Source organism: Pseudidiomarina terrestris, assembly GCF_030466405.1.
Lineage (GTDB): Bacteria > Pseudomonadota > Gammaproteobacteria > Enterobacterales > Alteromonadaceae > Pseudidiomarina > Pseudidiomarina terrestris.
On sequence record NZ_JAGGJF010000005.1, the window covers coordinates 68,368 to 86,408 of the forward strand.

The 18,041-nt window shown below is 51.6% G+C and carries 24 protein-coding genes; 10 read left to right on the plus strand and 14 right to left on the minus strand.

Features of this window, described 5'->3' with window-relative positions:
* A complete protein-coding gene (locus tag J6J34_RS10015; RefSeq protein ID WP_301720596.1) occupies positions 1 to 234 on the plus strand; it encodes a putative signal transducing protein in 234 nt (77 codons plus the stop codon).
* On the opposite strand, the gene fur is transcribed toward J6J34_RS10015, so the two are convergent.
* The 4 genes from fur to J6J34_RS10035 form a co-directional block, all read right to left on the minus strand.
* The gene (fur, locus tag J6J34_RS10020) at positions 231 to 677 is read right to left on the minus strand and encodes a ferric iron uptake transcriptional regulator (protein ID WP_301720595.1); all 447 of its coding nucleotides are present in this window, start codon (positions 675 to 677) and stop codon (positions 231 to 233) included. The genes J6J34_RS10015 and fur overlap by 4 nt on opposite strands.
* Positions 678 to 748: 71 nt before the next feature.
* Positions 749 to 1,273 (minus strand): flavodoxin FldA, encoded by a 525-nt coding sequence (gene fldA / locus J6J34_RS10025; protein ID WP_301720594.1) that lies wholly within the window; start codon positions 1,271 to 1,273, stop codon positions 749 to 751.
* Positions 1,274 to 1,313: 40 nt separating this feature from the next.
* Positions 1,314 to 1,529: a DUF2788 domain-containing protein gene (locus J6J34_RS10030; RefSeq protein WP_301720593.1), complete on the minus strand. Its 216-nt coding sequence runs from the start codon at positions 1,527 to 1,529 to the stop codon at positions 1,314 to 1,316.
* A gap of 54 nt (positions 1,530 to 1,583) precedes the next feature.
* Entirely contained in the window at positions 1,584 to 2,375 is a 792-nt protein-coding gene (locus tag J6J34_RS10035; RefSeq protein ID WP_301774208.1) for an alpha/beta fold hydrolase, read from the minus strand.
* 84 nt (positions 2,376 to 2,459) lie between these two features.
* Between J6J34_RS10035 and J6J34_RS10040 the strand changes: the two genes are divergently transcribed.
* Together J6J34_RS10040 and pgm are read left to right on the plus strand one after the other, a co-directional pair.
* On the plus strand, positions 2,460 to 2,969 hold the full coding sequence (locus J6J34_RS10040) for a replication initiation regulator SeqA (RefSeq protein ID WP_301720591.1): 510 nt from the start codon (positions 2,460 to 2,462) through the stop codon (positions 2,967 to 2,969).
* A complete protein-coding gene (gene pgm, locus J6J34_RS10045) occupies positions 2,969 to 4,606 on the plus strand; it encodes a phosphoglucomutase (alpha-D-glucose-1,6-bisphosphate-dependent) (RefSeq protein ID WP_301898963.1) in 1,638 nt (545 codons plus the stop codon). The genes J6J34_RS10040 and pgm overlap by 1 nt, the downstream gene beginning before the upstream one ends.
* On the opposite strand, the gene J6J34_RS10050 is transcribed toward pgm, so the two are convergent.
* The gene (locus tag J6J34_RS10050; RefSeq protein ID WP_301774212.1) at positions 4,603 to 5,913 is read right to left on the minus strand and encodes an MFS transporter; all 1,311 of its coding nucleotides are present in this window, start codon (positions 5,911 to 5,913) and stop codon (positions 4,603 to 4,605) included. The genes pgm and J6J34_RS10050 overlap by 4 nt on opposite strands.
* A 170-nt stretch (positions 5,914 to 6,083) precedes the next feature.
* Between J6J34_RS10050 and J6J34_RS10055 the strand changes: the two genes are divergently transcribed.
* Both J6J34_RS10055 and hda read left to right on the plus strand, forming a co-directional pair.
* Positions 6,084 to 7,133, plus strand: a complete 1,050-nt coding sequence (locus J6J34_RS10055; protein WP_301898964.1) for a DUF2066 domain-containing protein — start codon at positions 6,084 to 6,086, stop codon at positions 7,131 to 7,133.
* Positions 7,130 to 7,822, plus strand: a complete 693-nt coding sequence (hda, locus tag J6J34_RS10060; RefSeq protein WP_301720587.1) for a DnaA regulatory inactivator Hda — start codon at positions 7,130 to 7,132, stop codon at positions 7,820 to 7,822. Before J6J34_RS10055 ends, hda begins: the two co-directional genes overlap by 4 nt.
* Here hda and J6J34_RS10065 read toward each other — a convergent pair.
* Genes J6J34_RS10065 through arsC form a run of 3 tightly spaced genes read right to left on the minus strand, consistent with a single transcriptional unit; the run spans position 7,815 to position 9,151 of the window.
* The gene (locus J6J34_RS10065) at positions 7,815 to 8,204 is read right to left on the minus strand and encodes a DUF2069 domain-containing protein (protein WP_301720586.1); all 390 of its coding nucleotides are present in this window, start codon (positions 8,202 to 8,204) and stop codon (positions 7,815 to 7,817) included. The two genes, hda and J6J34_RS10065, sit on opposite strands and share 8 nt — an antisense overlap.
* 8 nt (positions 8,205 to 8,212) lie before the next feature.
* Positions 8,213 to 8,773 (minus strand): NAD(P)H:quinone oxidoreductase, encoded by a 561-nt coding sequence (gene wrbA / locus J6J34_RS10070; protein WP_301899022.1) that lies wholly within the window; start codon positions 8,771 to 8,773, stop codon positions 8,213 to 8,215.
* Between the two features lie 27 nt (positions 8,774 to 8,800).
* Entirely contained in the window at positions 8,801 to 9,151 is a 351-nt protein-coding gene (gene arsC, locus J6J34_RS10075) for an arsenate reductase (glutaredoxin) (RefSeq protein WP_301898965.1), read from the minus strand.
* Between the two features lie 50 nt (positions 9,152 to 9,201).
* On the opposite strand from arsC, the gene J6J34_RS10080 reads away from it, so the two are divergent.
* On the plus strand, positions 9,202 to 9,672 hold the full coding sequence (locus J6J34_RS10080) for a TlpA family protein disulfide reductase (RefSeq protein WP_301720584.1): 471 nt from the start codon (positions 9,202 to 9,204) through the stop codon (positions 9,670 to 9,672).
* On the opposite strand, the gene bepA is transcribed toward J6J34_RS10080, so the two are convergent.
* Positions 9,669 to 11,123: a beta-barrel assembly-enhancing protease gene (bepA, locus tag J6J34_RS10085; RefSeq protein ID WP_301898966.1), complete on the minus strand. Its 1,455-nt coding sequence runs from the start codon at positions 11,121 to 11,123 to the stop codon at positions 9,669 to 9,671. The genes J6J34_RS10080 and bepA overlap by 4 nt on opposite strands.
* Positions 11,124 to 11,274: 151 nt before the next feature.
* Here bepA and J6J34_RS10090 point away from each other — a divergent pair, with 151 nt between their 5' ends.
* Complete coding sequence (locus J6J34_RS10090; protein WP_301720581.1) at positions 11,275 to 12,372, plus strand: AI-2E family transporter; 1,098 nt, start codon at positions 11,275 to 11,277, stop codon at positions 12,370 to 12,372.
* Here the strand turns inward: J6J34_RS10090 and bcp are convergent.
* Positions 12,369 to 12,839: a thioredoxin-dependent thiol peroxidase gene (gene bcp, locus J6J34_RS10095; protein WP_301774217.1), complete on the minus strand. Its 471-nt coding sequence runs from the start codon at positions 12,837 to 12,839 to the stop codon at positions 12,369 to 12,371. The genes J6J34_RS10090 and bcp overlap by 4 nt on opposite strands.
* Before the next feature lie 145 nt (positions 12,840 to 12,984).
* Between bcp and dapA the strand changes: the two genes are divergently transcribed.
* Genes dapA through purC form a run of 3 tightly spaced genes read left to right on the plus strand, consistent with a single transcriptional unit; the run spans position 12,985 to position 15,677 of the window.
* Entirely contained in the window at positions 12,985 to 13,875 is an 891-nt protein-coding gene (gene dapA / locus J6J34_RS10100; protein WP_301898967.1) for a 4-hydroxy-tetrahydrodipicolinate synthase, read from the plus strand.
* Positions 13,872 to 14,933: an outer membrane protein assembly factor BamC gene (bamC, locus tag J6J34_RS10105; RefSeq protein ID WP_301720577.1), complete on the plus strand. Its 1,062-nt coding sequence runs from the start codon at positions 13,872 to 13,874 to the stop codon at positions 14,931 to 14,933. Before dapA ends, bamC begins: the two co-directional genes overlap by 4 nt.
* 30 nt (positions 14,934 to 14,963) lie before the next feature.
* Positions 14,964 to 15,677, plus strand: coding sequence for a phosphoribosylaminoimidazolesuccinocarboxamide synthase (gene purC, locus J6J34_RS10110; RefSeq protein ID WP_301720576.1), 714 nt, complete (start codon positions 14,964 to 14,966; stop codon positions 15,675 to 15,677).
* Here the strand turns inward: purC and J6J34_RS10115 are convergent.
* The 4 genes from J6J34_RS10115 to J6J34_RS10130 are packed head-to-tail and all read right to left on the minus strand — an operon-like array spanning position 15,674 to position 18,040.
* The gene (locus tag J6J34_RS10115; protein WP_301836135.1) at positions 15,674 to 15,847 is read right to left on the minus strand and encodes a DUF2897 family protein; all 174 of its coding nucleotides are present in this window, start codon (positions 15,845 to 15,847) and stop codon (positions 15,674 to 15,676) included. The genes purC and J6J34_RS10115 overlap by 4 nt on opposite strands.
* Positions 15,832 to 16,554, minus strand: coding sequence for a M15 family metallopeptidase (locus J6J34_RS10120; RefSeq protein WP_301898968.1), 723 nt, complete (start codon positions 16,552 to 16,554; stop codon positions 15,832 to 15,834). Before J6J34_RS10120 ends, J6J34_RS10115 begins: the two co-directional genes overlap by 16 nt.
* Positions 16,548 to 17,693: a succinyl-diaminopimelate desuccinylase gene (dapE, locus tag J6J34_RS10125; protein ID WP_301898969.1), complete on the minus strand. Its 1,146-nt coding sequence runs from the start codon at positions 17,691 to 17,693 to the stop codon at positions 16,548 to 16,550. The genes J6J34_RS10120 and dapE overlap by 7 nt, the downstream gene beginning before the upstream one ends.
* A complete protein-coding gene (locus J6J34_RS10130) occupies positions 17,690 to 18,040 on the minus strand; it encodes an arsenate reductase (protein ID WP_301720572.1) in 351 nt (116 codons plus the stop codon). The genes dapE and J6J34_RS10130 overlap by 4 nt, the downstream gene beginning before the upstream one ends.
* Position 18,041 lies beyond the last annotated feature (1 nt).

The following is an 18,041-nucleotide window of genomic DNA, read 5'->3' on the forward strand; positions in this document are numbered from 1 at the left end:
ATGCAATGCATCTATCAAGCTGAGAATGTCGTTGAAGCCGAGTTGGTGAAAGGATTACTGGAAAGTCAGGGGATCAGCTGCCATAGCGGAGGTTTTTACCTGCAAGGCGCAGTGGGCGATCTTGCCGCATCGGGATTTGCTAAACTCTGGGTTGCCGACGATGACAGCGGCCAGGCGCTAGCTCTGGTTGAGCGTTACGAACGCGGTGAGTTCGCTATCACAGACGCTGATTAGTCAGCGTCTGCAATATTATGCTCACAATTATCCGGAGTTTTACACTCACCGTATAAGTAGAGACTATGGTTGGTGAGGGTAATGTTGTTCGCTTTGGCCACCTTTAGCTGACGATCTTCAATCACGTCATCTTCAAACTCAAATACATGGCCGCAGGTCAGGCAAACAAGATGGTCATGGTGATCTTTCGCACTCAGCTCAAATACTGAGCGGCCACCTTCAAAATGATGACGGGTCACGATACCGGCGTCGTCGAACTGGTTCAGTACGCGGTAGACGGTAGCTAAACCAATTTCTTCATTTTTCTCCAGCAGGATTTTGTACACATCTTCTGCACTGATGTGCTGGTTGTCTGGATTCTTTAAAATCTCAAGGATTTTGACGCGCGGAGAGGTGACCTTCAGCCCTGCTTTTTTAAGTTGTTGTTCGCCGTTGCTGCTCATTAGAATTCACTTTCTCGTTGTTGTGCTTGCCGCCATTATAGGCAAAATTCGGGGGGAAAGGGAACGACCAATTAAGCTAATTGGTCGAGTGCCATCTCATCGCGTAATTGTGCACACCACTGTTGCACACGTTCTTTGGTTAGTTCGGGCTGACGATCTTCGTCAATGCCCAAGCCGATGAAGTGTTCATCGTCGACCAGCGCCCGTGACGCTTCAAACTGATAGCCGGCCGTAGGCCAATGGCCGATAATAATACCGCCGCGCGCTTCAACGATATCACGCACAGTGCCCATAGCATCAAGAAAGTATTCGGCATAGTCTTCCTGATCACCACAGCCAAAGATAGCGATAAGCTTGTTATTGAAGTCGATTTCTTCAAGCTCAGGGAAAAAGTCATCCCAATCGCACTGGGCCTCACCGTAATACCATGTCGGAATACCGAATAACAGCAAGTCGTAACTGGCGATATCTTCCTTGCTTGATTTAGCAATATCAAAGACATCGATCAGATTTTTACCCAAATCTTTTTGAATCATTTGTGCAACAGCTTCGGTATTACCTGTATCGCTACCGAAGAAAATTCCAACACTAGCCATAGTTGTACTACTACCTTAATTGAAATGAACCGAGGGCTGGTTAAATTCCAGCTTCCCAAATTACCTGAATGATACCTTTAGCGATAAAGCCGGCGCAGCCAAGGAACAACACCAACCATACAAACCAGCGACCAAACTTAGGAACCTTACTTTTATTCAGTACGTCCTGTATGGCGAGACCAATGAGAATAAAGAGTATTGCTATGGCAATGTTCGTGCCAAGAATCTCAATGGTTTCATAATGCTCTGACAACATAACAGCACCACCAGTTCAGCCAAAATTAGGGGGCAATTATAACACGCACGGGCACTAGGTGCGAGAATGTTGCTCCAGAAAGGCGCGTACCAGCCGGTTAAAAATTCGTGGCTTTTCAGCATGCAGCCAATGTCCGGTGCCTTCAATAATCTTGATATCAACATCGCTGAACCGCGCCGTGACAGCATCGCGGTGGGCTTCAGTGAGGTAGTTGGAGTCCCCGCCCTTGATAAAAAGTACCGGGCCGGCAAACTCGCCGTCGCGCACACCGGCAGAAATTTCACTGTAACAGCGGTCAATCACCGGCAAATTCAGTCGCCACTGATACTGTTCGTTTTCGCGCTGAAGGTTTTTCAGCAAAAATTGTCGTACGCCGCGGTCATCAATGTGTTCAGCAAGTTGTGCATCTGCCTCTTTACGGTTACTGACCTGCTCCAGATCGATGGCTTCAAGGGCGTCGAGAATGTGCCGATGGCGCGCGTCGTAGGCTACCGGTGCGACGTCCGCAACGATCAGACTTTGCACCAGGTCCGGATAGGTCAGTGCGAACTCCATCGCCAGTTTGCCGCCCATAGAGTGGCCGACCAGACTGATTTTTTGCAAGCCGAGTTCATCGACCAGGCGTTTGACATCGTCGGCCATTGCCGCGTAGGTCATGGTTTCGCTGTGAAAAGAGTCACCATGATTGCGACAGTCCATGGCGACTACGCGATAATCCGACTCAAGCTCGCGTCCCAGTCGTTTTAAATTATCCAGATCACCGAATAAACCGTGAATAAGCAGTACCGTGGGGCCTTTGCTGCCCATGATTTCGTAGTTTACCAAGTTCTGTTGTGCATCTGACATATTGATTTCCTGTACCCCTGTGAGCCGTTGGGTATAATAGCGTGCATAACGTGAGCTATAAACCTAAAAAGAAGTGAACAGCGCATGACCAAACGGATTGAAATCGACGACGACATCTACCGCCATATCGCGAGCCACACCCAACACATTGGTGAAAGTGCCTCGTCTATCCTACGCCGCTTACTGGGCCTGGATCAAAGTGGCGCATTGCCAACCGGTGCAGAAGCTGAGCCGCCGGTGGCTGAAAAAGCCCATGGACGCACCATTTTTGATTCCATGACCAGTGCTGATCTTGCCGGCCAGCGCAGCGTGGTGGCACGTTTCCTGTATATTCTGGGGATGTTGCATAAATGCCACCCGGAAATGTTTCCAAAGGTACTGCAAATCAGCGGTCGGGACCGCCAGTACTTCTCACGCAGCGCCGCTGAGTTAGAAGCGAGCGGTACCAGTACCAATCCTAAGCAGATCCCAAACTCGGACTTTTACGTGGTGACCAACAACAATACCACCCGTAAAAAATCGATGCTAAATCAGGTCGCGCTGGAATTGGGCTATGATCAAAAGCAAGCGGAAAAAATAAGGGACTTTTTGTAATGGCTTTGCATCCACGTGCCGGACAACCGGCTCTTCCTGAAGATCTGACCAATATCGCGCAGCTGGTAAGTGCCTATTTCGTCAATGAGGTCGATCCACGCCAGCGCGCACAACAAGTCCAGTTTGGTACTTCTGGTCATCGCGGCTGCTCGTTGCAGAATTCGTTTAACGAGGCGCATATCCTGGCCATTAGCCAAGCGCTGGTTGCCTATCGTGAAGAGCAGGGGATTACCGGCCCCTTGTTGCTGGGGCGCGATACCCACGCACTGTCCGAAGCTGCCTATATGACAGCTCTTGAGGTGTTTATCGGTAATGGCATTGAAGTGCACATTCAAACCGATGATGGTTACACACCAACGCCTGTGATAAGTCATGCCATACTGGCTTACAACAAGGACCGCAGTGAAGGCCTGGCTGACGGTGTGGTGATCACACCTTCGCATAATCCACCCACCGATGGTGGTTTTAAATACAACCCACCCCATGGTGGCCCGGCAGGCAGTGATGCGACCAAAGTTATTGAAAAATATGCCAACGCCTTACTGTCGTCAGATCTGTTAGGAGTGAATGCGGTCAGTTATGCTGAGGCCCGTGCCAGTCAGTTGTTGCGACAAGTTGACTGGCGTGCCCAGTACATTGCTGAACTTGAGCAGGTGATCGATATTGAGGCCATCCGTAAGGCCAACTTACGGATCGGGGTGGATGCAATGGGCGGTGCCGGCGCCAGTTACTGGCAGTTGATTGCCGAGCATTACAACCTCGAGATAGATGTTTATCACGCCGAGGTCGACCCTAGTTTTCGGTTTATGAGTCTTGATAAGGATGGCAAGATCCGCATGGATTGCTCTTCACCTTATGCGATGGCGACGCTACTGGAATTAAAAGACAATTACGCCGTCGCTGTCGGGAATGATCCTGACTACGACCGGCACGGCATTGTCTGCCCCAAACAGGGCTTGCTGAATCCTAATCACTACCTGGCGATTGCGATTGACTACCTGTGCCGCCATCGTGGCTGGTCGCCCCAGCTGGCGTTTGGCAAAACGCTGGTCTCCAGTGCTTTAATCGATAGGGTTGCGGCACAGCATGAACGTCCGTTGCTGGAAATGCCGGTCGGTTTTAAATGGTTTGCCCCTGGTTTGCGCGATGGCACCATCGCCTTTGCCGGTGAAGAGAGCGCCGGAGCAACCTTTGTCGATCGCCAGGGACACCCCTGGAGTACCGACAAAGACGGTATTATTCTGGCACTTTTGGCGGCGGAGATTGTCGCTGTGACAGGCGTAAACCTGAGCGATTACTATCAGCAACTTTGCGCTGAACATGGCACCAGTTATTACCGTCGTCTGGATGTGGCGTCGACGCCTGAATTGAATGCAGCTTTCGCTGGTATTCGGGGCTACAAACTGAAATTAAATGAGCTGGCAGGCGATGCCGTCGTCGAGGTAATGACCAAAGCGCCGGGTAATAGTGCGTTAATTGGTGGGGTAAAAGTCACGACCAGTAATGGCTGGTTTGCAGCGCGGCCCTCAGGCACTGAACCCATTTATAAGATTTACTGCGAAAGCTTCGTCAGTGATGAACACCTGACGCAACTTGCCGAAGAAGCGCAGACGCTGGTTCAGCAATGGCTCACCTAAACAGGTGAGCCTGGCTTCTGTGCCGCATCATCCTGGCTTTCCTGTTCCGCCTCAGCCAATTGTTCTGCCTGATACTCATGCTCGTCAACCAATGTGGTAAGGAGCTCGTCCGAAGTTTGTGACGGGCCAAGCATCGCATAACTGCTGCTCAACTGATCCTCGGCACGGGCGCGGCGGGTGATGCGGTAGAGCGAGTAGAAGCAGACCATCAGGCTGAGCGCCATAATCAGCAGGAAGAAGTAATCTACGGCACCAAACTGCATTAAGGCTGCGACCGCAGGAGCGCCGATGATGGAGCCAATACCGCCTACTTTAATGATGGCGCCGGTGGCACCAATCATTTGATCTTTCTCCAGATAGTCGTTGGTATGCGCCATGCCCAGTGAGTAAAGTGGCAGTACACAAGCACCAAACAAGCCCACACAGAGATAAATCAACCAGACCAGCGAAGCTCCGAGTTGCGAGAGTACCAGCGCCATGACCGCACCAAGACCCGCGCAGGCGGCCATGATGACACGGCGGTCGAATCGATCTGATAACAAGCCTATAGGCGCCTGAGCGAGCATGCCCCCGAGGATGAAGGACGCCATAAAGAGCGTGACCTGGGTGATGCTCAAGCCGATGTAAATGGCGTACATTGGACCAATACCGTAAAACATCGAGTAGCAGGCCTGCATAATAAAGGCATTAAAGATGCCCAGCGGTACCAGTTTAATCAGGCTGCGGATCGGCACTTTCTTCGGTTCATGGGTGGTGGGCTCAACGGTTACGCTGATGAGGATTGGAATCAGCGCCAGGTTGATGAGCAACGCCACCAGAGCAAAGGCCATGAATCCGGCCGGGTCGGCTACCCCAAGCAGCAATTGACCGGCCACCAGACCGCCGTATATCAAAACTAAGTAAACAGAGAGTAAAGTGCCTCGGTTTTTGTTGTCTGCCATGGTATTTAACCAACTCTCAACAATGACAAAAATTGCTGAGATGGCAAACCCGGTAATGAAGCGCATGATGAACCAGACCGTGGGGTCAATCCAGATGGCCTGAATCAAAATCGATGCCGCAGCGAGCGCGGCCAGACCGCCAAAGGCGCGAATATAGCCTACCCGACGAATATCTTTCGGGGCGCGGGTGGTGCCGAATAAAAATCCGATAAAGTACGCCGACATCACAATACCGGTGGTCAGCGTGCCGAAATTCTCGATGGTTGCGCGTAAACTCAGCAAGGTACTGGTCATGCCTACGCAAATGCCGATGAGCGTGATACTGGTGAGTAGGGAGCTAATCGCGCGTAGCTGTTGTTTGAGCATGACCTAAATCCTTGCGATCCCAAGCATGGGGTAAAATGGGCTAAAAATCCGCTGAAAGTGTAGCACGGATGATTATTTTCTGAAACGCCAAGTGGTTATCCACAGCTTGTTACTTGCCCGGACCTGCCGGGCTGTTTATGATGTGCAAAGAATGAGAAATTGAGGCAGTTATGCAGCGACTTATTATCATTGTGTGGTTCGTAATTTGGGGAAGTTCGCTGCCACTTCAGGCTGCGGTAGAGGTCACCGATCTTTATCAACACCGCGTCCAGGTCAGCAGCCAGTCAGCGAGTGAGCGCACTGCTGCATTGCAGGAAGCTCTGCAGGCCACCTTGTTAAAATTAACCGGAGACACCTCAGTCATGGACCATCCCGCGGTGCAGCAAGCCCTGCGTGATGTGCGTAACTTACTGGTGCAGTACGGCTATCAGCAAGATGAACAGCTGTGGTTATGGGCACAATTCGACCGTCCGCAAGTGGATCGACTGATCCAGGACGCCGGCTCGGGAATTTGGAGTAATGTCCGGCCGCGTTTGCTGATGTGGCTGGTGGTTGAGGATCAGGATCTCTCACGCAAAGTCATGGCATCGGATAGCGAAGCTATTATTGTGCAGCAAATGCAAAAAGCAGCGCGTTTACGCGGTTTACCAGTGCAACTGCCGTTGCTTGATCTGAACGATACCATGACGGTTTCGGTCATTGATGTCTGGGCCCGATTCATGGATACCATTGATTTTGTCAGTACGCGTTATAGCCCTGATGGTGTAATTATTGCGCGCGTCTACCAAACCGATCCCAGTGCCGGTATCGAAGACAAGTGGATGGCGGACTGGACCCTGACGTTAGGTGAGTTGCGCTGGAGTGGTGAAGTGACCGCAATGGACCATAGTGTCCTGGGAGCGGAAGTGGTCAGTGCCGTCACTGAGCAACTTGCACAACGCTATCGTATTGGCAGCCAATCAGACGTTATCAATCGCTGGCAGGTGACCATTGAGAACCTTACCGATCTGGAGACAACGATTGCAGCCGAGCAACTGTTGCAAAGTCTGCCAGCTATTATCAATGTTCAGCTATTGGGGTACGGCGATCATGCAGCGCGGTTTGAGCTAACCATGCAAACCGATCCCGCCCGAATTCGTCAGGCCATTGACCTGAGTAAGCAATTGCAGCCGCTGGCGACGCAAACCAATGCCGAATACAGGTGGATTAACCAGCAATGACGTTGCAGCAGTTACCACTAAATGTGCAGCTACCAGCCAATGAAACCTTTGCCACGCTGGTGGCCGGGCCCAATGAGGAAGCCATTAAGCTGGCCCGCGGCGAGCATAGCTCCGACGCGTCACTGGTTTATCTTTGGGGACGGCAGGGGGTCGGTAAAAGCCATCTGTTGCATGCAACCTGCGCCGCCGCTCAGGAGCAAGTCATGTACCTGCCGCTGGCCGAGCTGCGCGACACTGTCGCTGCGCAGGTACTGCGTGGGTTGGAAGTCTACCCATGGCTTTGTCTGGATGATATTGATGCGGTTATCGCGGATGAAAACTGGTGTTTTGAGCTGTTTGCCCTGCTCAATCGCGTCAGAGACCAGCACCGCCCGAGTCGGGTGCTGGTGACCGCTTGCAGTTCGCCAGCGCAACTTGCTGCAGCTTATCCCGATGTACAGTCGCGGCTAAGTTGGGGCGTTGTGGTGCAATTGCACAGTTTGACCGATGATGACAAAGTTAAAGCGCTGCAGGTCAGGGCGCATGCGATGGGACTTGAGTTACGTGATGATGCTGCGCAATTTATGGTGCAGCGTCTGGGACGGGATCTGGTCAGCCTGATCCATTGCCTTGAACGTTTAGATCATGCATCGATCGCAGCACAACGCAAACTGACCATCCCTTTCGTAAAAGCTGTTCTGGCTATTTAGTCTTCTCGTCTTTTAGCTTTTTTAGTCCCAGTCCCAGAGCGCGCCCCTGATGACGGGCATAAAGGGTGCAACCAGCAAAGGCCAGGGTTGTCAGAATAAGTTCGGTACCGGCCCAGAAACGTTGCTCGGGTGCGACATAAAGCATCGTCAGGCTGTGCAGGAAATACCACATCAGAATAAAGTTTGCCCAGGCGTGAGTGTAAGGCTTGCCCTTCACCATTCCGTACATAGGAAAAAGTAGCGGCACGACCCAGAACAGGGTGCGGAAAAGGACTGACTGCTCGCTGTAACCAGTGGCAAACTGCCACAGCAGAACACAAGCAAACAAGGCAAAGTAACTGCTTAGTGCAAGCCAGCGGTAGGTGCGGATCTCTTTCGTCATAAATTCCTCTAGTGCTGGTTGGTGCGCAGACCAAAAGCGGCTTTGGCGACCCGGGCGCCAAGTTCTTCTGCCAGGGCTAATTCGTGCTGACTAAGGCGTGAGCCGGCTGCATGCTCAACATGAGAGGCTCCATAAGGGGTACCGCCTGAGGTGGTTTGCTGCAGGCCCGGCTCAGTATAGGGAATGCCAAGGACCATCATCCCGTGATGGAGCAGCGGAACCAGCATTGAAAGCAAAGTGCTTTCCTGGCCACCATGCATCGAACTACTCGAGGTAAAGACGGCCGCTGGCTTGTCCACCAAAGCGCCACGCAGCCACTCTCGTGAGGTTTGCTCCCAGAACTTCTGTAAACCGCTATGCATATGACCGAAGCGTGTTGGACTGCCCATGATCAGAGCGTCGCAGTCCTGCAGCTCTGCAGTGGAAAGCGCCAGATCCCGGGCACTGGCAGCATCGTCATCGCTGGCTATAGTGCGCAGCAAGGGCTCAGCGCCGGCTTTGCGCACGCCATTGGCGATGGCATCAGCGAGTTGCTGTGTGTTGCCATTGCGGCTGTAGTACAAAATCATGATGGTTGGCTGTTCGCTGCTGCGCACTTAAAGGATCTCCTCAACGGCTTCTGGTGGGCGGCCTAAACGTGCTTTCGAACCTTTGCTTACAATCGGTCGTTCGATGAGTTTTGGATGGCTTAACATGGCTTCAATCAGTTTGCTTTCATCCTCCTCGTCTTTGAGGTTTAGCTCTTTGTAGGCCTCTTCTTTGGAGCGCATGAGCTCGCGAGCCGAGACGAATCCCAGTTTACGTAACAGGCCTTGAATATCCTCCGCAGTGAGCGGCTCTTTCAAATATTCGATCACCTGCGGCTTGATGCCTTTATCTTCAAGTAACGCCAGAGTTTGACGGCTTTTAGAACAACGAGGGTTGTGATAAATGCTAACTTCAGACATGCTAACTTCCTTCAAAATACTCGATTAAGAGATAGCATAAGGGAATCAGTATGTGTTGTCGATTTTTGTCAGTTGTTCGTATCTCGCTGGTGGCGCTGGTTTTGGCGGCATGTAGTCCAGCGCCAGATTTTCATACTAATCAGGGACAGCAACATCGCTGGCAGGATTTACAGGGTGACTATGTGATTGTGAACTACTTCGCCGAGTGGTGTGCACCTTGTTTGCGTGAGTTACCTGAACTGAATGCTTTTTATGCTGACTATGGTCAGCAAGTGAAGCTCTTTGGGGTAAGTTTTGATGGTCTGGATAATGCTCAGTTGGCGCAACTGCGCGACGACTATGCAATTGAGTTTCCATTAATTCTGAACGAGCCGCCGGCGAATTTGCCGTTTCCGGCACCGACCATGTTACCTGCCACCTATGTGATCACCCCGGAGGGTGAGGTCAAAGGTCCGCTACTGGGCGAACAAACTGAAGCCAGCTTGTTACGGGCCATAGGTGCTGACGAAGCTGACGGTTAGCCCAGCTTTTCCAATTGCCGTTGCATTGCCATCAGCTGTTCGATGCGCGCTTGAAGGCGGCGCTGCTCCAGGGTGGTCGAGCTTTGCGCATGGGCATTGTGCAGGCTGTTAATGGCCTGATCAAACTGACCATGCAGTGCCAGCAACTCGGCCCGGGCTTCATGCATATTACTGGTGTCACCGCGGCGCCGGTATGCGTCGACCAATAGTGACATGGCAACGGTATTGGTGGACTCCCGTATCAGGAAGTCACGGAGCAATTTAATCGCCAGATCCAGTTGCCCGGCTTGCATGGCAGCATTGGCAAAGTTGATGGTGACGGTGCGTTCGTTAGGCATGCGCTGATAGGCCTGTTCCAGCATTGCCAGAGCTTCATCAAAGCGTTGTTGCGCTAGCAATATGTCGGTCTGCACATCCAGATAAAACGTATTATAAGGTGCTTTTTCCAGCAGCGGCGCAAGTGCCTCAGCGGCCTCTTGCGGTTGGTCAGAGTCAAGCAACAGGATGGCAAGACCATATTGCGCGGCGGTGGCGATGTCTGGGTTTGAACTTTGCATGTCGTTGCGCGCAGCAGTTTCGTTGTAGCGGCCAATATGCCGCGTCAGCACCCGATATTTTGCCAGCCAGTAACTGAGCTCGTTGCGGCGCACTTCCATGTTTTGCTTTAAGCGCTCAGCTCGTATACGGGTGTCAGCGATCCTTGACTCGCTCAGCGGGTGCGTAAGCAGCATTTCTGGCGGCTTACTCGCATAACGGTATTTTTCTGCGAGGCGACCGAAAAAATCCGGGGCGCCCATGGGGTCGAAGCCTGATTGCGCGAGGATGTCAATCCCGATACGGTCAGCCTCTTGTTCAAATAATCGGGTGTAATTAATACTGCGTTGTTGCATCCCGGCCATGCTTGCTGAAATTGCAGCCATGCCCAACTCCGGATTGACAATGCCTAACAGGATAGAGCCCAACATAGTGGCAATAGCGGCGGGGCCGCTGCGCTCCATGGCATCCATGTTACGCACAATGTGTCGTTGTGAGACGTGCGCGATTTCATGGGCAAGAACCGAGGCAAACTCTGACTCATTGCGGGTTTCCGCAATTAACCCGGTATTCATACCGATATGACCGCCAAAGAATGCGAAGGCATTAATCTGATCTTGATTGACCCAAAAAAACTTGAAGGGAAAATTGACATCGCTGGTATTGCGGACCAGTCGGGTCCCGACATCGTGTAGATAGGCATTGAGCACTGGATCGCCGACCACAGGCGCAGACGCTCGGATCTGCCGCATGTACATATCACCGATGGCAAGCTCGCGGTCGATAGACATCACCGCGCCGCCGGCGGTACCGATATCAGGTAAACGGGTTTGTTGGGCAGCGGCAGTTGACACTGACAACGCAAACAGCAAACCGATGGTCAAGGCCGCACAACGCGACAACAACGAATACAACATAAACTTCCCTAGCAACTACGGCTTCTTGATAGAGTTTACTATAGGTAAAAGGTTCCCGCTTTTGAATAGTTTAAATTGTATAAAGCGTTGGAACACAGCTATCATGTGGTTCAGCAACTTATTTGAGTAAATCTACGGAGATTTCAGCGCAATGTGGGACTATTTGAAAGCCTGGTACCAACGCAAGTTCTCTGATCCAGATGCAATTACGTTATTTTTGCTTATTGCAGCGCTGTTCTTACTGATTTTATTTTTTGGTAACTTGTTGGCGCCGATTTTAGTCGCGGTCGCACTTGCGTACCTGCTGGACTGGCCGGTGCAGCGACTGCAAAATATGGGGTTTGGCCATACCCTGGCAGCGGTTATCGTCTTCACCCTGTTTATCGCATTAAACGTTCTGCTCATTTTGTTTTTAGTGCCCGTGATCTGGCAGCAGAGTGTCGCCTTAGTGAGCGAATTGCCGGAGATGTTCAGTGAAGTCAGAAAATTACTGAATCAGCTGCCGGAATTGTTTCCCGGTTACATTAGCGAAACCAATATTCATCAGATGATGGATACCATTAACCAGCGCGCCATCGCCTTTGGGGAAACCCTTATCAGTCAGTCGTTGAGCCGCTTGATTGGTATCATGGCACTGCTGATTTACCTCATCGTGGTGCCACTGCTGGTGTTTTTTATGCTCAAGGATAAACGCGAGTTACTGGGGCATTTAAGCCGGTCATTACCAGCAAACCGGCGCCTCATTTCGCAAGTCAGTGATGAAATGAATCTGCAGATCATGAATTACATCCGCGGCAAGGCGATTGAAGTCGTGATTGTAGGCGGTATTACTTACATCGGTTTTGCCTTATTCGATTTACGTTACGCCGCGCTGTTGGCAGTCCTTGTTGGCTTCTCGGTACTCATCCCCTATATCGGTGCCGCAGTGGTGACCTTACCGGTGGCGTTGGTCGGATTGTTTCAATTCGGCTGGAGCGCAATGTTTGCCTATGTCATGATCACTTATCTGATTATTCAGGCGCTTGATGGTAATTTATTAGTGCCACTGCTGTTTTCGGAGGCGGTGAGTCTCAATCCCGTATACATCATTGCTGCGGTGCTGATTTTTGGTGGGTTATGGGGCTTCTGGGGAGTCTTCTTTGCAATTCCACTGGCGAGTCTGGTGAAGGCGGTAATTACGGCACTGTCGACGCCTACGCCGGTTTCACCTGCTGCAGAGGATCCACCGGCGCCACTCAGTAAGAATTAACTTTCGGCGAGCTTATCGAGGACCACCTGATGGTGGTCTTTGGTTTTAAACTTATCAAACACTTCTGCTACCGTACCGTCCTGATTAATCAAGAAACTGGTACGGTGGATGCCGTCATATTCACGACCCATAAATTTCTTCGGCCCCCAGACACCAAACGCATCCGCTACTGCATGGTCTTCGTCGCTTAACAGGGTAAAGTTGAGCTCATCCCGTTCGGTGAATTTGGCCAGGCGCTTGGGGGCATCGGGACTAATCCCAACCGTCACCACGTCATGTTTTTCCAGCTCTTGCTGATGATCCCGTAACTGTTGTGCCTGCACAGTGCAGCCAGGCGTCATGGCTTTTGGATAGAAGTAGATAAGAACTTTGCCTTTTTTTAATAAATCCGTAAGTGCGACCTGCTGTTCATTGGCATCACGTAGGGTAAACTGTGGTGCTTTATCTCCAACTTTTAACATGTTCATAATTATCCTCGTACGATTGCAGGTAGAATAGTGAATGCTGGCGCTTATCTTAAGCAAACAAAATGCTTAACGCAAAGGCCGCACCCCTTGTCTTTGTAACCGTACAAAAGTACCATTGTCGCCTTAAAAAAGATCAGGAGCTGGAATGTTAACAGGTAGCATTGTCGCATTGGTGACGCCTTTTACTGAGCAGGGTAACGTGGATTACACAGCTCTGGAGGAGCTTGTCAACTGGCATGTGGAGCAGGGAACTGACGCAATTGTTGCTATGGGGACTACCGGCGAGTCACCCACCATGAGCCACGACGAGCATATTTTGGTGGTCAGTGCGGTCTGTGAACTGGCAGCCGGTCGTATTCAGGTGATTGCTGGCAATGGATCGAATGCTACCGCAGAAGCTGTTTACCTGACCGAACGTATGGCACACTTGCCACTGGCAGGTTTCCTGAATGTTAATCCCTATTACAATAAACCCTCTATCCGCGGTTTAGTGGAGCATTATCGAGCTTGCTGCAGCGTCAGTGATTTACCCCAACTGCTTTATAACGTGCCCGGCCGTACCGGGGCGGATCTCTCTCCTGAAGATGTAGCAGAGCTTGCCGAAATTCAGAATATCGTTGGCATCAAAGAAGCGACGGGAGATGTCGACCGGGTTGCTGAATTACGCAGGCTCTGTGGCAGTAACTTCATTCTGTTAAGCGGCGATGACCCGACCAGCTGTGATTTTTTATTGGCCGGCGGCAACGGCGTGATTAGCGTAACGGCCAATGTGATGCCAGCGCAAATGAAAGAAATGGTTACCGCAGCCTGCACCGGACAAGCCGAACGGGCCCAGCAAATCGATGCTGAGATGCAGGCAGTGCATGAGGCGATGTTTGTCCAGGCAAACCCTATTCCTGTGAAATGGGCGTTAAGCTGCATGGGGAAACTCGAACCGAATTACCGGTTGCCGATGACGGCTCCGGAACTTCCGCAACAACAACATATCGAACAAACATTAAAACAAGCCGGATTAATCAGCGCGGAGCACGAATGAAATTTTCTCATATTGGAATCTTAAGTATCACCTCACTGGCATTAGCGGCCTGTAGTTTTACCCCTCGTGAACAAGCTGAAGGTAGCTTCGACTACACGAAGAAGGAACTCGTTGAGCCGCTCCAGCCAGCGCCAGGTAAACAGGTTCCGCAATCGACCAATCGCTATAATGTGCCTGAGACTGAGGTGGATGGCGCCGTTGGCAAGAATATTAATATTATTGCTCCGGTTTTGGTTCGCGCCACGGCCGCTGGCAGTCGTCCAAGCCAGGCAGTTGGCATTACCGCCGTCGATTTTTCTGAACTCGAAGGGATGGATGACTTGCCTAGCTTTACCTGGCAGGAAGTCAAAGATACCTTGCAGCGGAAAAATATTGCGATTGAAGAAGAAGTCGACGAGCAACGACTCAAGACCGGCTGGGATGCTGAGCGTCTGGAAGTCGGCGAAGATGAACTTGAAGTTGTGATTGAACGCCGTTACGAAGTTTTACTCGACGTTCCTGATCACCGCCGTCTGGTGACGCTTGAAGTGAATATGATCGACAAACGCGAATCCGGTCCTGGTCGGGGCGTGTTACCGTCAGGTGTTGCCGATACCAACGCGGAAGCCCGTCTGCTAAACAGCATGATTAATGAAATTGCCGTACGCCAGCAGGGTATTTTCAAAGCGGCGGAAGAAGCCGCGGTGGTCAATGTCGAGCCAACCTTTAATGATAAAGGCTACCCAGCGTATAAGATCGATATTGGCTTTGATGCGGCCTGGCCTCTCATGGCTGATGTGATTGAAAACCTTGGCTTTGAAATTGAGGACCTGGATCAGTCGCAAGGCATGTACTACACCAATTACTTACGCGACACAGGCTTGAGCCTGTTCTTCTGGAACTCGCGTAATGAGGGCAAGCTGGACCTGCCTGATGGTGACTATCAGATTAACGTAAAAGGTGATGGTGACGAAACTGTCATTACAATTTTGCGTGATGAACAACCTTTGACTGCAGCTGATATCGATCGTTTATACGGTCCGGTTGCTGCTGAAATTCGTCAGCGTAGCGCGCTGTAACTTGTGATTTAGCTGGAGAACCTGCTGCTCATGGAAAAACGTACTGAACTTTATCGTGGCAAGGCTAAAACGGTCTACACAACCGATGATCCGGAGCGTTTGATTTTGCACTTCCGTAACGACACGTCCGCGTTTGATGGTGAAAAGGTCGAGCAGCTGGATCGTAAAGGCATGATCAATAATAAGTTTAATAACTTTATTATGGACAAGCTAGAGGCTGCCGGCGTGGCCACGCAAATTGATAAAGTGCTCAGTGATACGGAAACCCTGGTCAAGCGACTGGATATGATTCCGGTGGAGTGCGTGGTACGCAATTATGCGGCAGGCAGTCTGGTGCGCCGCTTGGGCGTCGAAGAAGGGCAGGAGCTTAGCCCGGCAACCTTCGAACTGTTTCTGAAAAACGATGCTTTGCACGATCCGATGATCAACGAAACGCACGCCGTAGCATTTGGTTGGGCGACTGCTGAGCAACTGGCGCAAATGAAGTCACTGACCTTCAAAGTGAACGATGTATTGAAGCAGCTGTTTGATGACGCCGGTATGCTGCTGGTCGACTTCAAACTGGAATTTGGCGTGGCTGCGGATGGCAGTATCGTGCTGGGTGATGAGTTTAGTCCTGACGGCTGCCGGTTGTGGGATAAAGAAACCCGTAAAAAGCTCGATAAAGATCGTTTCCGCCAAGGTTTAGGTGGTGTCGTCGAAGCCTACGAAGAAGTCGCGAACCGTCTAGGGGTTGCGCTTTAATCGTCCTTCGCGGAGGGTTTGGAGGAGTCTTGCTCGTCTTTCGTCTTCGCATCTGACTCTGAATGCCGTTGCTTGAGCGACGGCATTTTCATGTTTGCGGTATGCTTAAGCAGCATCAGGTTGCCAATCACAACCCCAAACACCAGCGCTAGAATTAACCAAAAAGCCATCCGCTGTCCTCCCGTTGTCCATTAACATCACAAATAGTGTCGATATAGCGCTCTTTGAGTTCCGCCAAGCGCGACAGAACGTACTCTTTACCGCCGATATCGGCGTTACTCAACACCTCAGTTAACACCTCGAGCGAGAGCTGCTGCTGAGCTTGCACGGCCAGGGCGCGGTAGCTTAAATGCCAGGGCTCAGCGGCAACACCGCCAATATAGCGCCGGTAAGGAAAGAAAAAGCCGAAGTCGTGGGCATGCGCTTGCAACCACAGTGCAAGTTCATGACAAGGGCCGCCTTCGTCATACTCTTCAGGTATAAGTTGCAACTGCCGCTCGCCTGCAGCGAAGGGGCGGGGGTCGTAGACATCAAGATCCGTTCCCCAGTGATGGCGGCTGGCGCCGGGCAATGCTGACCAGGTCATGATAGCGTCGACAATTTCGCCCGGGCTCAGACTCTGGTAATCAAGCTGCGCACCGTCAGTATTGTAGAGCGGAGTCTCACCATAATATTTGCGGTTCCAGATGGCTTGCTGGCGCTGAAAATCACGAAAGCCCGAAGCGATGTCAAGCGCCAGGCCGGCCTCTGCTGCGGCCTTGTGCATAGCCGCGTAGGCTGCGAAAACCGGAGCTTGTAACTGCACAGTCGGACGACAGAGTTTATCGGCGACCAGATGTGTGGTGCTTTGTCCGGTAAGCTCAGCGACCGTTAGCATAACAATTGCTCCAGAATCTCTTCGTAAATATCAGTCAACTGCACCAAGTGCTCCATTTCAACACACTCATTCACTTTATGGATGGTGGCATTGACCGGCCCCAGTTCCACCACCTGGGCCCCGGTGGGAGCAATGAAGCGGCCATCAGAAGTGCCGCCTGCAGTGGATAACAGAGTTTCATGGCCAGTCACCTTGTGAATCGCGGCGCTCGTCGCTTTGATTAATTCACCTTCAGCAGTCAGAAACGGCTCACCATTCAGCTTCCAGTCTAGCGCATAATCAAGCTGATGAGCGTCCAGAATTGCGATGACTCGCTGCTTGAGTTGTGCGGCAGTGCTTTCGGTACTAAAGCGAAAGTTGAAACTGACATGAAACTCGCCTGGAATTACATTGCCTGCGCCGGTGCCGGCATGAACATTGGAAATCTGAAAACTGGTAGGGGGAAAAGACGCATTGCCCTGGTCCCATTCTGTAGCCGCCAGCACGGCCAGCGCAGGCGCTGCCTTATGTACCGGGTTTTCCGCCAGGTGCGGGTAAGCAACATGCCCCTGAATACCAAAGACTCTGAGCTCTGCGGACAACGAGCCACGCCGGCCGTTTTTGACAACATCGCCGAGTCTTGTGGTGCTGGAAGGTTCACCTACCAGACACCAGGTGATTTTCTCGTTGCGCGCCTCGAGTGTCTCGACAACTTTTGGCGTACCATTGATAAACGGACCTTCTTCATCACTGGTGATAAGAAACGCAATACTACCGCGGTGATTAGGGTGGCGGCGGATGAAACGTTCCGCGGCAATGAGCATGGCCGCCAGACTGCCTTTCATGTCCGCTGCGCCGCGGCCAAACAAAAAGCCATTGTCCCGGGTCGGCGTAAAAGGCGGAAAGCGCCAAGCATGCTCGGCTCCAGCAGGGACAACATCGGTATGACCGGCAAAACAAAATACTGGGCCTTCGTTACCACGGCGAGCCCATAAATTTGTAGTATCAGCGAACACCATGGACTCCAGCTCGAAGCCAGCACTTTGCAGCCGTTCTCCGAGCAGCTCCTGACACCCAGCATCGACGGGCGTCACTGAGGGTCGGGCAATAAGTTGTTCTGCCAGTTGCAGGATATCCTCAGCAGCAGCATCACGGGTCATAGTTCAAGGGCCTGCTGCCATTCGGCTGATTTAAAGCCGACTAAAAGCCGTTGCTGGTGAGCCAGCACAGGGCGTTTCATCAACGTCGGGAAGCGTTGTAATAACTGCACTGCAATAACATCATCAAGTAACTGCTTTTCTTCGTCAGAAAGCTCGCGCCAGCTGGTGCTGCGTTTATTAATCAGGGTGTCGCGACCGAGCTGTTTGACCCATTCTTGCAGAGTTTCGAGCGGCAATGGTTGCTCGCGCACATCGTGGAAGTCATAATCAACACCGTGCTCATCCAGAAAACGGCGCGCTTTGCGAACAGTGTCACAGTTGGGGATACCAAAAACGGTTAATGTCATA

Coding starts and splice junctions, on each gene's coding strand:
- J6J34_RS10015 (WP_301720596.1), top strand. CDS start 1: ATGCAATGCATCTATCAAGCTGAGAATGTCGTTGAAGCCGAGTTGGTG.
- fur (WP_301720595.1), bottom strand. CDS start 677: ATGAGCAGCAACGGCGAACAACAACTTAAAAAAGCAGGGCTGAAGGTC.
- fldA (WP_301720594.1), bottom strand. CDS start 1,273: ATGGCTAGTGTTGGAATTTTCTTCGGTAGCGATACAGGTAATACCGAA.
- J6J34_RS10030 (WP_301720593.1), bottom strand. CDS start 1,529: ATGTTGTCAGAGCATTATGAAACCATTGAGATTCTTGGCACGAACATT.
- J6J34_RS10035 (WP_301774208.1), bottom strand. CDS start 2,375: ATGTCAGATGCACAACAGAACTTGGTAAACTACGAAATCATGGGCAGC.
- J6J34_RS10040 (WP_301720591.1), top strand. CDS start 2,460: ATGACCAAACGGATTGAAATCGACGACGACATCTACCGCCATATCGCG.
- pgm (WP_301898963.1), top strand. CDS start 2,969: ATGGCTTTGCATCCACGTGCCGGACAACCGGCTCTTCCTGAAGATCTG.
- J6J34_RS10050 (WP_301774212.1), bottom strand. CDS start 5,913: ATGCTCAAACAACAGCTACGCGCGATTAGCTCCCTACTCACCAGTATC.
- J6J34_RS10055 (WP_301898964.1), top strand. CDS start 6,084: ATGCAGCGACTTATTATCATTGTGTGGTTCGTAATTTGGGGAAGTTCG.
- hda (WP_301720587.1), top strand. CDS start 7,130: ATGACGTTGCAGCAGTTACCACTAAATGTGCAGCTACCAGCCAATGAA.
- J6J34_RS10065 (WP_301720586.1), bottom strand. CDS start 8,204: ATGACGAAAGAGATCCGCACCTACCGCTGGCTTGCACTAAGCAGTTAC.
- wrbA (WP_301899022.1), bottom strand. CDS start 8,773: ATGATTTTGTACTACAGCCGCAATGGCAACACACAGCAACTCGCTGAT.
- arsC (WP_301898965.1), bottom strand. CDS start 9,151: ATGTCTGAAGTTAGCATTTATCACAACCCTCGTTGTTCTAAAAGCCGT.
- J6J34_RS10080 (WP_301720584.1), top strand. CDS start 9,202: ATGTGTTGTCGATTTTTGTCAGTTGTTCGTATCTCGCTGGTGGCGCTG.
- bepA (WP_301898966.1), bottom strand. CDS start 11,123: ATGTTGTATTCGTTGTTGTCGCGTTGTGCGGCCTTGACCATCGGTTTG.
- J6J34_RS10090 (WP_301720581.1), top strand. CDS start 11,275: ATGTGGGACTATTTGAAAGCCTGGTACCAACGCAAGTTCTCTGATCCA.
- bcp (WP_301774217.1), bottom strand. CDS start 12,839: ATGAACATGTTAAAAGTTGGAGATAAAGCACCACAGTTTACCCTACGT.
- dapA (WP_301898967.1), top strand. CDS start 12,985: ATGTTAACAGGTAGCATTGTCGCATTGGTGACGCCTTTTACTGAGCAG.
- bamC (WP_301720577.1), top strand. CDS start 13,872: ATGAAATTTTCTCATATTGGAATCTTAAGTATCACCTCACTGGCATTA.
- purC (WP_301720576.1), top strand. CDS start 14,964: ATGGAAAAACGTACTGAACTTTATCGTGGCAAGGCTAAAACGGTCTAC.
- J6J34_RS10115 (WP_301836135.1), bottom strand. CDS start 15,847: ATGGCTTTTTGGTTAATTCTAGCGCTGGTGTTTGGGGTTGTGATTGGC.
- J6J34_RS10120 (WP_301898968.1), bottom strand. CDS start 16,554: ATGCTAACGGTCGCTGAGCTTACCGGACAAAGCACCACACATCTGGTC.
- dapE (WP_301898969.1), bottom strand. CDS start 17,693: ATGACCCGTGATGCTGCTGCTGAGGATATCCTGCAACTGGCAGAACAA.
- J6J34_RS10130 (WP_301720572.1), bottom strand. CDS start 18,040: ATGACATTAACCGTTTTTGGTATCCCCAACTGTGACACTGTTCGCAAA.